This window comes from Streptomyces sp. NPDC100445 (genome assembly GCF_044759735.1).
GTDB lineage: Bacteria > Actinomycetota > Actinomycetes > Streptomycetales > Streptomycetaceae > Streptomyces.
Map to the genome: position 1 here is coordinate 18,758 of NZ_JBIVZV010000014.1, position 12,871 is coordinate 31,628.

Below are 12,871 nucleotides of genomic sequence, written 5' to 3' on the forward strand. Positions count from 1 at the left end.
GTTCGGCACGCTCGGTGACCGCGCCGTCACCCCCCATGTCCGCGCCGCCCGTGGCAGGATCGTAGGGCCATGACTGAGACGCTCCACGCCCCCGTGATCACCTGGTTCGACGCCCATGCCCGTGACCTCCCCTGGCGCCGCCCGGAGGCGGGTCCGTGGGGTGTGATGGTGAGCGAGTTCATGCTCCAGCAGACCCCGGTGAACCGGGTGCTGCCCGTCTACGAGGAATGGCTGACCCGCTGGCCGCGCCCCGCAGATCTCGCCGGGGAGGCACCCGGCGAGGCGGTGCGCGCCTGGGGCCGGCTCGGCTACCCGCGCCGCGCCCTACGCCTGCACGGCGCCGCGGTCGCCATAACGGAGCGGCACGGCGGGGACGTGCCGACGGGCCACGCGCAACTCCTCGCGCTGCCCGGCATCGGCGAGTACACGGCGGCCGCGGTGGCGTCGTTCGCGTACGGGCAGCGGCACGCCGTGCTGGACACCAATGTGCGCCGAGTCCTGGCGCGGGCGGTGACGGGCGTGCGGTACCCGCCGAACGCCACCACGGCCGCCGAGCGGCGGCTGGCCCGGGAGCTGCTGCCGGACGACGAGCGGACCGCCGCCCGGTGGGCCGCCGCCTCCATGGAGCTGGGCGCGCTGGTGTGCACGGCGAAGAACGAGGAGTGCCGGCGCTGCCCGATCGCCGAGCGCTGCGCCTGGCGGCTCGCGGGCAAGCCGGAGCACACCGGGCCGCCACGCCGCGGGCAGACGTACGCCGGCACGGACCGGCAGGTGCGCGGCAAGCTGCTGGCCGTGCTGCGGGAGGCGCACGTGCCGGTGGAGCAGGCGGCGCTGGACCGGGTCTGGCACGAGCCGGTGCAGCGGGCCCGCGCGCTCGACGGGCTGGTCGCGGACGGTCTGGTGGAGCCGCTGCCCGGCGGTCTGTACCGGCTGCCGCTGGGCTGACGCACAGGCATGTCACAGCCCCCGGGAGTCCGTTACGACACTCCGGAGCGGACATAGCCCACCAAAAGGGGCTGATGGGTCGCCCGCTGTACCCCGTTCCGCTCTTCGTTACACAACCGACGGATAGCCGACTGCCAGCCGCAGGCTGGTCCGCACAGCCCCGTGACAACCGCTCCGTAGCTTCTTCTCCGTGCCCGGCGGACCACCGGACACGTGGAACGGCAGGACTTCGGGCAACGGCCCGGGGGACGACGGGGAGCGGAGGCGGTTGATCATGGCGCAGGGCGAGGTGCTCGAGTTCGAGGAGTACGTCCGTACCCGACAGGACGCGCTGCTGCGCAGTGCGCGGCGGCTGGTGCCGGACCCGGTCGACGCCCAGGACCTGCTCCAGACCGCGCTGGTGCGGACGTACGGCCGCTGGGAGGGCATCGCCGACAAGCGGCTCGCCGACGCCTATCTGCGCCGGGTCATGATCAACACGCGGACCGAGTGGTGGCGTGCGCGCAAGCTGGAGGAGGTCCCGACCGAGCAGCTCCCGGACGCCTGCGTGGACGATTCCACCGAGCAGCACGCCGACCGGGCCCTGCTGATGGACGTCATGAAGGTGCTCGCTCCCAAGCAGCGCAGCGTCGTGGTGCTGCGACACTGGGAGCAGATGTCCACGGAGGAGACGGCCGCTGCCCTCGGCATGTCGGCCGGTACGGTCAAGAGCACGCTGCACCGGGCGCTCGCCCGGCTCCGTGAGGAGCTGGAGGCCCGCGATCTGGACGCACGCGCGCTGGAGCGTGAGGAGCGGGAGCGTTGCGCGGCCTGACCGGGGCCGGACCCGACGGGGTCCGAGGCAGTACACAGGCGGTGATCGCGGCGGGGACCGTGCTCGCCGCCCTCGCCCTTTTCGCCGCCGCCTGCGGCAGTGGGGGCACGGGCGCGCGGGACGAGGGCCCGGCGCACGCCTCGGCGGTCGTCGGAGCCGTCGCCTCCCCCTCGCCCAGCCCGTCCCGGTCGTACCGACGGGTGGACCCGGTGGCGCTGGTCAAGCACGACCCCGAGGTGTCGGGTGCGGTCAAGCGGGAGCTGCGACCCTGCGACGGCGACGAGTACCCGGTCGACGTCTCCTACGGCAATCTGACCGGCGGCCCGGTGGACGACGTCGTCGTCAACGTGCTGACCTGTGCCGACGCGGTCGGTGTCGGCTCGTACGTGTACCGGAGGGACGGCAGCGCGTTCACCGACGTGTTCAAGAGCGAGGAGTCCCCGGTCTACGCGGAGATCGACCAGGGCGTCCTGTCGGTGACCCGGCAGTACTACGAGCGGGGGGATGCGATCTCCAGCCCGTCGGGTGAGATCGTGACCCCCTACACGTGGCGGCTGGGACGGTTCACCCAGGGCAAGCCCACCCGCAACGAGTACAGCAAGTCCGCCGGCGGGGGCCCGACCCCCGCGCCGGACAACTGACCGCCCACACGCACACCACGAGGACTGAGAGCACCGGGATGGCAGACCAGACCCACGTCCTGTTCGTCGAGGACGACGACGTCATCCGCGAGGCCACCCAACTCGCCCTGGAGCGGGACGGCTTCGCGGTCACCGCCATGCCCGACGGCCTGTCCGGCCTGGCCGCGTTCCGGGCGGACCGCCCCGACATCGCGCTGCTGGACGTCATGGTCCCGGGGCTGGACGGCGTCAGTCTGTGCCGCCGCATCCGCGACGAGTCGACCGTCCCGGTGATCATGCTGTCGGCGCGCGCCGACTCCATCGACGTCGTCCTCGGCCTGGAGGCGGGCGCCGACGACTACGTGACCAAGCCGTTCGACGGCGCCGTCCTGGTCGCCCGGATCCGCGCGGTGCTGCGCCGCTTCGGGCACGCCGGCGGCGCCGGGCAGGCCGGTGACCCCGCGCCCGCCGTCACCGGCGGCACGCTGGCCTTCGGGGACCTGTACATCGACACGGACGGCATGGAGGTGCGCCGGGCCGGGCACCCCGTGGCGCTGACCCCGACCGAGATGCGGCTGCTGCTGGAGTTCTCCTCCGCGCCGGGTACCGTGCTCTCCCGCGACAAGCTGCTGGAACGCGTGTGGGAGTACGGCTGGGGCGGTGACACCCGGGTCGTGGACGTGCACGTGCAGCGGCTGCGGCAGAAGATCGGCCAGGACCGCATCGAGACGGTCCGCGGCTTCGGTTACAAGCTGAAGGCCTGAGCGGAGCGACGGTATGCGGGGGATCCTTCGGTACCCGGTCCGGCGCATGGAGCGCGCGGACCTGCGGACCGGGCTGAGATGGAAGCTGAGCGCGGCGATCGCGCTGGTGGCCGGCCTGGTGGCGATCGTGCTGAGCCTGGTAGTGCACAACGCGGCGCGCGTCTCGATGCTGGACAGCGCGCGCGAGCTGGCCAACGAGCGCCTGCTGCTGGCCCAGCGCAACTACGAGCTGAACCGGGGGCCGATCTTCCCCCACGTCCGGACCGACGACCCGGAGTTGCCCGTCGCGCTGCGCGCGAAGGTCGAGGAGGGCCGCCGGGCCAGTGACGTCTCCGGACACGGAGGGGTGCCGGACGTCTGGGCGGCCGTACCGGTGAAGGACGGGCACGTCCTCTCCGTGCACATGCACCTGCCGGACCGCAGCAGCGACGTCATGCGGGACCTGGACCAGGCCCTGGTGATCGGCTCGGTCGCCGTCGTGCTCGGCGGCAGCGCGCTGGGCGTGCTGATAGGCGGCCAGCTGTCCCGCCGGCTGCGCAAGGCGGCGGCCGCCGCCAACCGCGTCGCCAAGGGCGAGACCGACGTCCGGGTGCGGGAGGCCATCGGCGGGGTAGTGCGCGACGAGACCGACGATCTCGCCCGCGCGGTGGACGCCATGGCGGACGCGCTCCAGCAACGCCTGGAGGCGGAGCGGCGGGTCACCGCCGACATCGCGCACGAGCTGCGCACCCCGGTCACCGGCCTGCTCACGGCCGCCGAACTGCTGCCGCCGGGCCGGCTCACCGAACTGGTGCTGGACCGGGCGCAGGCGATGCGCACGCTGGTGGAGGACGTCCTGGAGGTGGCCCGGCTGGACGGGGCGTCGGAGCGGGCGGAGCTCCAGGACATCATGCTGGGCGAGTTCGTCACCCGTCGGGTGGCCGCCAAGGACCCGGACATCACCGTACGGGTGGTGCACGAGTCGGAGGTCACGACCGACCCGCGGCGGCTGGAGCGGGTGCTGTTCAACCTGCTCGCCAACGCCGCCCGGCACGGCCGCCCACCCATCGAGGTCACCGTGGAGGGCCGGGTCATCCGGGTCCGCGACCACGGCCCCGGGTTCCCGGAGGAGCTCCTCGCCGAGGGGCCGAGCCGGTTCCGCACCGGCAGCGAGGACCGCGCCGGGCAGGGGCACGGGCTGGGCCTGACCATCGCGGCCGGTCAGGCGCGGGTGCTCGGCGCCCGGCTGACCTTCCGCAACGTACGGCCCGTGGGGACGCCCGCCGGCCTCCCCTCGGAGGGCGCGGTGGCCGTCCTCTGGCTCCCCGAGCACGCCCCGACCGCCACGGGCAGCTTCCCGATGCTGCCGCGCCCCCTCGGCGCGTGAGGGTGCGCGTCCCCGCGGGGGGCGCGGACATGCCGAAGGCCCCGGGGGCGGACACCCCGGGGCCTTCGTGGCGCGTGACCGGTGTCAGAGGGCCTCGGCCATCGTCACCGGCACCGCGTCCCCGCCGTCGGCGGACGGCTTCGTCGGCCCGCCCTTGAGCGGGACCTCCTTGACGAACAGCGCCGCGACCAGGACCACGACCGCGATGACGGCGCCGAGCAGGAACGCGGAGTGCGTCCCCTCGGACACCGCGTGCTGGTAGGCCTCGCGGGCCTGCACGGGCAGCTTGGCCAGGCTCGCCGCGTCCAGCTGCGCCGACTTCTCGGTCAGCTTCGAGCCCAGCGCACCGGCCCGCTCGGACATGACGTCCTGGACCCGGTGGTTGAACAGCGCGCCCATGATGGCGACGCCGAAGGAGGACCCGAGGGTGCGGAAGAGCGTGGCGGACGAGGAGGCCACGCCCATGTCCTTCATCTGCACGCTGTTCTGCGCGACCAGCATGGTGATCTGCATCAGGCAGCCCATGCCGGCGCCGAGCACCGCCATGTAGAGGCCGGAGGTGAGGCGGGTGGTGCCCGTGTCCATCAGCGACAGCAGGTACAGCCCGACGATCATCAGCGCGCCACCGGCGACCGGGAAGACCTTGTACCGGCCGGTGCCGGTGGTGACCCGGCCGGCGACCATCGAGGTCACCAGCATCGCGCCGAGCATGGGCAGGAGCAGCAGACCGGAGTTGGTCGCGGAGGCGCCCTGCACCGCCTGCTGGTAGAGCGGCAGGAACAGGGTGGCGCCGAACATCACGAAGCCGGTGATGAAGCCGATCAGCGCCATCAGGGTGAAGTTGCGGCTCCGGAAGATGTGCAGGGGCAGCACCGGCTCGGCCGCCCTGGTCTGCCAGAACACGAACCCGACCAGCGTGGCCACACCGATGCCGATCAGTTCCATGATCCGCGCGGACGTCCAGGCGTACTCGCTGCCGCCCCAGGTGGTGACCAGCACGATGGAGGTGATGCCCACGGTCAGCAGGACGACGCCGAGGTAGTCGATGCCCGCCTTGGACCGCTTCCTCGGCAGGTGCAGCACGGCGGTGACCAGCGCGAGGGCGACCGCGCCGAGCGGCAGGTTGATGTAGAAGGCCCAGCGCCAGCCCCAGTTGTCGGTGATGGTGCCGCCGACCAGCGGTCCGCCGATCATGGCGAGCGCCATGATGCCGGCCATCATGCCCTGGTACTTGCCCCGCTCACGCGGCGGCACGAGGTCGCCGATGATCGCCATGACCCCGACCATCAGGCCGCCGGCGCCGAGGCCCTGCACGGCGCGGAAGCCGATGAGCTGGCCCATGTCCTGGGCCATGCCGCTCAGCGCCGAGCCGACCAGGAAGATCACGATCGAGCTGAGGAAGGCGCCCTTGCGGCCGTACATGTCGCCGACCTTGCCCCAGACCGGGGTGGAGGCCGCGGTGGCCAGGGTGTATCCGGTGACGACCCAGGACAGGTGCTCCAGGCCGCCGAGATCACCCACGATCGTCGGCATCGCCGTACCCACGATCATGTTGTCCAGCATCGCGAGCATCATCGCGATCATCAGTGCGAGCAGTACCACTCGCACGCTTCTGGGCTGTTTGCCCTCGGTGACAGTCTCGACCGCGTCCGCCATCCTCGTCCACTCCCCCTGCGGCAGCTACTTACTTGCCGCCCGGCTAGTTCAGTACACTGAGAAAGTAGACCTGTCACTAGCCGGTCGTCAAGTAAGTTTCCGCGGGAGCGCGAGGAGTACGAGGATGGGCGTCACCATGGACGGCACCAAGCAGCAGCGCCGCGGCAACACCCGCCAGCGCATCCAGGACGTGGCGCTCGAACTCTTCGCGGAGCAGGGATACGAGAAGACCTCCCTGCGCGAGATCGCCGAGCGCCTCGACGTCACCAAGGCGGCCCTGTACTACCACTTCAAGACGAAGGAAGAGATCATCGTCAGCCTCTTCGAGGACCTGACGCAGCCGATCGAGGACCTCATCGAGTGGGGCAGGCGACAGCCGCACACGCTGGAGACCAAGCGCGAGATCGTACGGCGCTACAGCGCGGCCCTGGGGGGCGCCGAACCGCTGTTCCGCTTCATGCAGGAGAACCAGGCGACCGTGCGCGAGCTGCGCATCGGCGACACCTTCAAGGACCGGCTGCGCGGCCTCAGGGACATCATCATCGACCCCGAGGCACCGCTGGTGGAGCAGGTCCGCTGCGTCAGCGCGATGTTCACGCTACACGCGGGGATGTTCGTGATGCAGGACCTGGAAGGCGACTCCGGGAAGAAGCGCGAGGCCGTTCTCGAAGTCGCCCTGGACCTGGTCACGCAGGCGCACCGGGGCGCCCACGGGACGGAGTAGCTCAGACGGAGACGCCCTTGGCGTGCAGGAAGGCGACCGGGTTGACGGCGGAGCCGTAGTTCGGGGTCGTGCGGATCTCGAAGTGCAGGTGCGGCCCGGTGGAGTTGCCGGTGGAGCCGGACAGGGCGATGTGCTGGCCGGTCGCGACGACCTGGCCGACCCGGACGTCGATCCGGGACAGGTGGGCGTACTGCGAGTACGTGCCGTTGCCGTGCTTGATCACGATGGCGTTGCCGTACGCCGGGCCGTCGCCGGCGCCGTTGGGACCGGCCTTGACGACGGTGCCGCCGTGCGCGGCCATGACCTCGGTGCCGGTCGGCACGGCGAAGTCCTGACCGCTGTGCTTGGCGACCCAGTGGCTGCCCGCCTGGTCGAAGCCCGCGGAGAGCGTGTAGGACTTCACCGGGTCGACCCAGGAGGCGGCGGACGCCGTGGCGGCGGACGCGACCCCGGTCCCCAGCACGGCCGTGGCGCCGATACCGGCCGCCAGGACGGCCACGCGGTTGCGGAGCGAGGACGTGCGGGAAGAGCGGGACGTGACGCGCTGGAACATCGATACCTCGTGGATTCGGGGACGTGTGGTCCACCCGGCGTACAGACGTCCGACCGGGCGGCTATCCCTTGGTAACCGAGCACCCCGGCTGTTCTCAAAACGCCCATCTACGGACAGAGGTAGTACATGACGGCGAAACCAAGCGAGTCTTGACAGACCCCACCGACCCTGGCCACCCCCGTTGACGACGGGTTTTCCCGTCGGGGACCCGAGGGGTAAATGTCCGTTTTATGGTCTTATTTAGGTTCACTAGCTGCCTTAGTAGGCCTTGTATGGCCTGTGCGGCTTATCACCGGACACGCGCCACAGCGATCACGGAAATGTGACGCAGGCCTCTAGGCACCTACCGTCCGGTAACCCTACGGTTCCCCTCGCGCCATCCTCGGCTCAGATCATGCACCTGACATTCAGGACGCGTACGGACACGCGTACCGACGTGAGAGGACCCCCACCGATGACCCGACGCCCCTGGGCGCGCCCCGCCTCCCTGACCGCCGCCGGCGCGGCCGCGGCCTGTCTGGCCGCCCTCGCCGGACCGGCCGCCCCGGCCCTGGCGGCCGGCCCGGCGCCCGCCCCGGCGGCCGCCCCGGCGGCCGCCGCCCGCGCCGCCGCGGCGGTCGACCACGCCGTCTGGCAGCGGGACTGCCAGGCCGTCATGGACCAGGCGCTGCCCTACCTGGAGCAGCGCATAGCCGCCGCCAGGCCCGGTGAGAAGCAGGCCGTCGTCCTCGACATCGACAACACCGCGTTGGAGACCGACTTCGGCTTCAGCTACCCCCAGCCGGCCAACAGGCCCGTCCTGGACGTCGCCCGGTACGCCCAGGACCACGGCGTCGCCCTCTTCTTCGTGACCGCCCGTCCCGGCATCCTCGCCTGGCCCACCGAGTACAACCTCGAGCACGACGGCTACCGAGTCGCCGGCCTCCGCGTCCGCGGCCTCGTCGACCTCTTCAAGGACGTCGCCGCGTACAAGACCGCCCAGCGGACCGGCATCGAGAAGGACGGCTACACGATCATCGCGAACATCGGCAACAGCCCCACCGACCTCTCCGGCGGCCACGCCGAGAAGACCTTCAAGCTCCCGGACTACGACGGACAGCTGTCGTAACAACCGACGACCGGCCCTTCCCGACCGACGAGGAGCCGGGCGGCCCGGACATGGAGGGCGTCCGGGCCATATGCCCCGACGGCCCGGAACCCGTCCGGCACCCGCACCGCCGCGCTCCGCCGTTCGACGGCCCGTCCGGTCCCGCTCCGAGCGGCGCGCGGCCGGAAAGCCGGAAGGGGCCGGTGCCCATAGGCACCGGCCCCTTCGCTCGGTCTGTCCGCCGGACGCCTACGCGTCCTTGCTCAGGTTCGGACCGGCACCGCCGGCCGCCTGCTCGATCGGCGGGACGTCGGGCAGCGCCGACTTCTCCTCACCCCGGAAGGTGAAGGTCTGGGTCTCGCCCTCGCCCTCGGTGTCCACGACCACGATGTGACCGGGACGCAGCTCGCCGAAGAGGATCTTCTCCGACAGCGTGTCCTCGATCTCGCGCTGGATCGTGCGACGCAGCGGACGCGCGCCCAGCACCGGGTCGTAGCCCTTCTTGGCCAGCAGCTCCTTGGCGGGCTGGGAGAGCTCGATGCCCATGTCCCGGTCCTTCAGGCGCTCGTCGACCTTGCCGACCATCAGGTCGACGATCCGCAGGATGTCGGCCTGCGTGAGCTGCGGGAAGACGACGACGTCGTCCACACGGTTGAGGAACTCGGGGCGGAAGTGCTGCTTGAGCTCGTCAGAGACCTTGTTCTTCATGCGCTCGTAGTTGGTCTTCGTGTCACCCGAGGCCGCGAAGCCCAGGTTGAAGCCCTTGGAGATGTCCCGGGTGCCGAGGTTGGTCGTCATGATGATGACCGTGTTCTTGAAGTCCACGACCCGGCCCTGGGAGTCGGTCAGGCGACCGTCCTCCAGGATCTGGAGCAGCGAGTTGAAGATGTCCGGGTGGGCCTTCTCGACCTCGTCGAAGAGGACGACGGAGAACGGCTTGCGGCGGACCTTCTCGGTCAGCTGGCCGCCCTCCTCGTAGCCCACGTAACCGGGGGGCGAACCGAAGAGCCGCGACACCGTGTGCTTCTCGCTGAACTCCGACATGTCGAGGGAGATCAGCGCGTCCTCGTCGCCGAAGAGGAACTCGGCGAGCGCCTTGGACAGCTCGGTCTTACCCACACCGGACGGACCGGCGAAGATGAACGAGCCACCCGGACGCTTCGGGTCCTTCAGACCGGCACGCGTACGGCGGATCGCCTTGGACAGCGCCTTGACGGCGTCGACCTGGCCGATGACCCGCTTGTGGAGCTCGTCCTCCATGCGCAGCAGGCGGCTGGACTCCTCCTCGGTCAGCTTGAAGACCGGGATGCCGGTGGCCGTGGCGAGGACCTCGGCGATCAGCTCGCCGTCGACCTCGGCGACGACGTCCATGTCGCCGGCCTTCCACTCCTTCTCCCGCTTGGCCTTGGCGGCCAGGAGCTGCTTCTCCTTGTCGCGCAGGGACGCGGCCTTCTCGAAGTCCTGCGAGTCGATCGCGGACTCCTTGTCCCGGCGGACGCCGGCGATCTTCTCGTCGAACTCGCGCAGGTCCGGCGGAGCGGTCATCCGGCGGATGCGCATCCGGGAGCCGGCCTCGTCGATCAGGTCGATCGCCTTGTCGGGCAGGAAGCGGTCCGAGATGTACCGGTCGGCCAGGGTGGCGGCCTGGACCAGAGCCTCGTCCGTGATGGAGACGCGGTGGTGCGCCTCGTACCGGTCGCGCAGGCCCTTGAGGATCTCGATCGTGTGCGGCAGGGACGGCTCGGCGACCTGGATGGGCTGGAAGCGGCGCTCGAGGGCGGCGTCCTTCTCCAGGTGCTTGCGGTACTCGTCCAGGGTGGTCGCACCGATGGTCTGGAGCTCACCGCGGGCCAGCATCGGCTTCAGGATGGAGGCGGCGTCGATCGCGCCCTCGGCGGCACCCGCACCGACCAGCGTGTGCAGCTCGTCGATGAACAGGATGATGTCGCCGCGGGTGCGGATCTCCTTGAGGACCTTCTTCAGGCGCTCCTCGAAGTCACCGCGGTAGCGGGAGCCGGCGACCAGCGCACCGAGGTCCAGGGTGTAGAGGTGCTTGTCCTTGAGGGTCTCGGGCACCTCGCCCTTGACGATGGCCTGGGCGAGGCCCTCGACGACGGCCGTCTTGCCGACGCCGGGCTCACCGATCAGCACCGGGTTGTTCTTGGTGCGGCGGGACAGCACCTGCATGACCCGCTCGATCTCCTTCTCGCGCCCGATGACCGGGTCGAGCTTGGACTCACGGGCGGCCTGGGTGAGGTTCCGGCCGAACTGGTCCAGGACCAGGGAGGTCGAGGGGGTGCCCTCGGCCGGGCCGCCGGCGGTGGCGGTCTCCTTGCCCTGGTAACCGGAGAGCAGCTGGATGACCTGCTGCCGCACCCGGTTGAGGTCTGCGCCCAGCTTGACCAGGACCTGGGCGGCGACGCCCTCGCCCTCGCGGATCAGGCCGAGCAGGATGTGCTCTGTGCCGATGTAGTTGTGACCCAGCTGAAGGGCCTCGCGGAGCGACAGCTCCAGGACCTTCTTGGCACGGGGAGTGAAGGGGATGTGCCCGGACGGGGCCTGCTGACCCTGCCCGATGATCTCCTCCACCTGCTGGCGGACCGCCTCAAGCGAAATGCCGAGGCTCTCCAGGGCCTTAGCGGCGACACCTTCGCCCTCGTGGATGAGACCCAGGAGGATGTGCTCGGTGCCGATGTAGTTGTGGTTGAGCATCCGGGCTTCTTCCTGAGCCAGGACGACAACCCGCCGCGCGCGGTCGGTGAACCTCTCGAACATCGTTAATCGCTCCTCAGAGCGGTCAGGCAGTGGGGGGAACTTCCCCTCCCTGTCCTTCCGCAGCTTAGTCCCGCAAGCGGGGACCGCTCATTCCAACTGCCGACACCGTCGATGGCCTCCTGACCCCGAACGCCGACATCTGTCCCAACCCGATGGTGCGAGACGATGTTCCCGCAGGCCAGGCAGTTACCCCAGTCGCCAGTACGCCGATGGCGAACGTGAGACGCCCCGTCCTGCGTGTCGCCCCCTCCCACTAGGCATGTCTTACCCGCGGGCACCGTCGGTCCATGCCGCGGGCACCGGTTCGCTCCGCTACGGGCGAACAACCTCACGCCTCCCCGGACCCCCACGCTCACCCTCCCGGAACACCCGGCGCAGCCGGGCGGACACCCAGCGTAACCCGCGGGCCCGCGGGACGGTTGCAGAGGTATGGCTGGTCCGGTCCTCACCACGTCCACGGTCCCTCTTCCCCGCCGACCCCCCGGTCCGGACGCACCGGACGCCCGTCTCCGGCACTGGTACGAGAACGATCTGGGCTGGCCGACCGTGCCCGGACGGCCGCTGCGGCTGCGTACGGGGGTGCTGTTCGACGTGCTGGACGTGCCGGCCGAGGCGGGCGCGCGGGTGCTCCGGCTGCTGGCGCCCGGCTCTCCGGTGGCCCTGCGCGGGGACCGGATGGAGCTGCTGCTGGCCGCGGGCGGCGCGGAGGAGGTGCCCGGGGTGCTGGAGTGGCTGGAGTGGGGCGCCGTGCGGCTGGACCTGCGCCTGCTGGGCGCGGGCGGCACGGTGCGGGCCCCGGCGCGGCCCGCGGGAGCCGTCACCTCGGGACGGGCGGGAACCGTGCAGGGGGCCGCCGTGTGGCTGCGGCCCCCTGAGCCGGGACGCGGGGTCGAGGCTTCGCTGCCGGCCATGCCGGCCGTGGGACGCGCGGGAGGCGTCCCCGATCTCGTACGACTGCTGGACACGGTGGCAGCGCACTGTCACCGTGTCCGGCTGCGACGCTCGGGCGCCGGGCCGGCCGATTCCGGGCGGAATCAGCCGTTGGCCTTCTCGTAGGCCTCGCGGATGGACGCCGGAACACGGCCGCGGTCGTTGACCTCGTAACCGTTCTCCTTCGCCCAGGCGCGGATCGCCGCGGTGTCCTGGTTGCCGCCGGAAGCGGCACGCGCCTTTCCACGTCCACCGGAGGCACGGCCCCCGGTACGACGACCGCCCTTGACATAGGGGTCGAGAAGACCGCGCAGCTTGTCCGCATTGGCAGTCGTGAGATCGATCTCGTACGTCTTGCCGTCCAGCGCGAACGTGACGGTCTCGTCCGCCTCGCCGCCGTCGAGGTCGTCGACAAGAAGGACCTGAACCTTCTGTGCCACCGCATTTCCTTTCATCGATAACGTTGAGGACCAGGGGTGTGCGGCGTCCGCCGTTTCGCCGCCCCTGTTATATGCAGTACTGCGTTACGTCGGAAAGCAAACCGCTTTTGCCGGAAAAACACAAACCCCCGGCAGAGCCTCGGCGCACCGGCACGGCCCGGAAACATGCGCGTTTCGGACATAGGGCACCGGGGCAA

At 70.7% G+C, this 12,871-nt stretch carries 12 protein-coding genes; 8 read left to right on the plus strand and 4 right to left on the minus strand.

Annotation, left to right across the window (positions count from 1 at the left end):
* Positions 1-69: 69 nt before the first annotated feature.
* The 5 genes from ACIQVT_RS28905 to cseC all read left to right on the plus strand — a co-directional run bounded on the left by ACIQVT_RS28905 (position 70) and on the right by cseC (position 4,509).
* A complete protein-coding gene (locus ACIQVT_RS28905; RefSeq protein WP_403760328.1) occupies positions 70-945 on the plus strand; it encodes an A/G-specific adenine glycosylase in 876 nt (291 codons plus the stop codon).
* Positions 946-1,219: 274 nt separating this feature from the next.
* Positions 1,220-1,759 (plus strand): SigE family RNA polymerase sigma factor, encoded by a 540-nt coding sequence (locus tag ACIQVT_RS28910; RefSeq protein WP_392071801.1) that lies wholly within the window; start codon positions 1,220-1,222, stop codon positions 1,757-1,759.
* Positions 1,747-2,400: a hypothetical protein gene (locus ACIQVT_RS28915; protein WP_403760331.1), complete on the plus strand. Its 654-nt coding sequence runs from the start codon at positions 1,747-1,749 to the stop codon at positions 2,398-2,400. The genes ACIQVT_RS28910 and ACIQVT_RS28915 overlap by 13 nt, the downstream gene beginning before the upstream one ends.
* Before the next feature lie 38 nt (positions 2,401-2,438).
* Positions 2,439-3,143, plus strand: a complete 705-nt coding sequence (cseB, locus tag ACIQVT_RS28920; RefSeq protein ID WP_403760335.1) for a two-component system response regulator CseB — start codon at positions 2,439-2,441, stop codon at positions 3,141-3,143.
* Between the two features lie 13 nt (positions 3,144-3,156).
* On the plus strand, positions 3,157-4,509 hold the full coding sequence (gene cseC, locus ACIQVT_RS28925; protein ID WP_403760338.1) for a two-component system sensor histidine kinase CseC: 1,353 nt from the start codon (positions 3,157-3,159) through the stop codon (positions 4,507-4,509).
* 84 nt (positions 4,510-4,593) lie between these two features.
* Here the strand turns inward: cseC and ACIQVT_RS28930 are convergent, their stop codons facing one another.
* A complete protein-coding gene (locus ACIQVT_RS28930; protein WP_403760342.1) occupies positions 4,594-6,165 on the minus strand; it encodes an MDR family MFS transporter in 1,572 nt (523 codons plus the stop codon).
* A gap of 124 nt (positions 6,166-6,289) precedes the next feature.
* Here ACIQVT_RS28930 and ACIQVT_RS28935 point away from each other — a divergent pair, with 124 nt between their 5' ends.
* Entirely contained in the window at positions 6,290-6,889 is a 600-nt protein-coding gene (locus ACIQVT_RS28935) for a TetR/AcrR family transcriptional regulator (RefSeq protein ID WP_403760349.1), read from the plus strand.
* Position 6,890: 1 nt separating this feature from the next.
* Here ACIQVT_RS28935 and ACIQVT_RS28940 read toward each other — a convergent pair whose 3' ends face one another.
* A complete protein-coding gene (locus ACIQVT_RS28940; protein WP_403760354.1) occupies positions 6,891-7,442 on the minus strand; it encodes a M23 family metallopeptidase in 552 nt (183 codons plus the stop codon).
* A gap of 454 nt (positions 7,443-7,896) precedes the next feature.
* Between ACIQVT_RS28940 and ACIQVT_RS28945 the strand changes: the two genes are divergently transcribed.
* Positions 7,897-8,550, plus strand: coding sequence for an HAD family acid phosphatase (locus ACIQVT_RS28945; RefSeq protein ID WP_403760359.1), 654 nt, complete (start codon positions 7,897-7,899; stop codon positions 8,548-8,550).
* A 228-nt stretch (positions 8,551-8,778) separates the two neighbouring features.
* Here ACIQVT_RS28945 and ACIQVT_RS28950 read toward each other — a convergent pair whose 3' ends face one another.
* Complete coding sequence (locus ACIQVT_RS28950; RefSeq protein WP_403760362.1) at positions 8,779-11,304, minus strand: ATP-dependent Clp protease ATP-binding subunit; 2,526 nt, start codon at positions 11,302-11,304, stop codon at positions 8,779-8,781.
* A gap of 429 nt (positions 11,305-11,733) precedes the next feature.
* Here ACIQVT_RS28950 and ACIQVT_RS28955 point away from each other — a divergent pair, with 429 nt between their 5' ends.
* Positions 11,734-12,360, plus strand: a complete 627-nt coding sequence (locus tag ACIQVT_RS28955; protein ID WP_403760365.1) for an SCO3374 family protein — start codon at positions 11,734-11,736, stop codon at positions 12,358-12,360.
* Here ACIQVT_RS28955 and ACIQVT_RS28960 read toward each other — a convergent pair.
* On the minus strand, positions 12,339-12,674 hold the full coding sequence (locus ACIQVT_RS28960; protein ID WP_030751806.1) for an Lsr2 family protein: 336 nt from the start codon (positions 12,672-12,674) through the stop codon (positions 12,339-12,341). The genes ACIQVT_RS28955 and ACIQVT_RS28960 overlap by 22 nt on opposite strands.
* Between the last annotated feature and the right edge of the window lie 197 nt (positions 12,675-12,871).

What these genes read in the sequence shown, in the direction of transcription:
- ACIQVT_RS28950 (WP_403760362.1), bottom strand. Translation starts at nt 11,304, where the DNA reads ATGTTCGAGAGGTTCACCGACCGCGCGCGGCGGGTTGTCGTCCTGGCT.
- ACIQVT_RS28940 (WP_403760354.1), bottom strand. Translation starts at nt 7,442, where the DNA reads ATGTTCCAGCGCGTCACGTCCCGCTCTTCCCGCACGTCCTCGCTCCGC.
- ACIQVT_RS28935 (WP_403760349.1), top strand. Translation starts at nt 6,290, where the DNA reads ATGGGCGTCACCATGGACGGCACCAAGCAGCAGCGCCGCGGCAACACC.
- ACIQVT_RS28905 (WP_403760328.1), top strand. Translation starts at nt 70, where the DNA reads ATGACTGAGACGCTCCACGCCCCCGTGATCACCTGGTTCGACGCCCAT.
- ACIQVT_RS28945 (WP_403760359.1), top strand. Translation starts at nt 7,897, where the DNA reads ATGACCCGACGCCCCTGGGCGCGCCCCGCCTCCCTGACCGCCGCCGGC.
- cseB (WP_403760335.1), top strand. Translation starts at nt 2,439, where the DNA reads ATGGCAGACCAGACCCACGTCCTGTTCGTCGAGGACGACGACGTCATC.
- cseC (WP_403760338.1), top strand. Translation starts at nt 3,157, where the DNA reads ATGCGGGGGATCCTTCGGTACCCGGTCCGGCGCATGGAGCGCGCGGAC.
- ACIQVT_RS28955 (WP_403760365.1), top strand. Translation starts at nt 11,734, where the DNA reads ATGGCTGGTCCGGTCCTCACCACGTCCACGGTCCCTCTTCCCCGCCGA.
- ACIQVT_RS28930 (WP_403760342.1), bottom strand. Translation starts at nt 6,165, where the DNA reads ATGGCGGACGCGGTCGAGACTGTCACCGAGGGCAAACAGCCCAGAAGC.
- ACIQVT_RS28910 (WP_392071801.1), top strand. Translation starts at nt 1,220, where the DNA reads ATGGCGCAGGGCGAGGTGCTCGAGTTCGAGGAGTACGTCCGTACCCGA.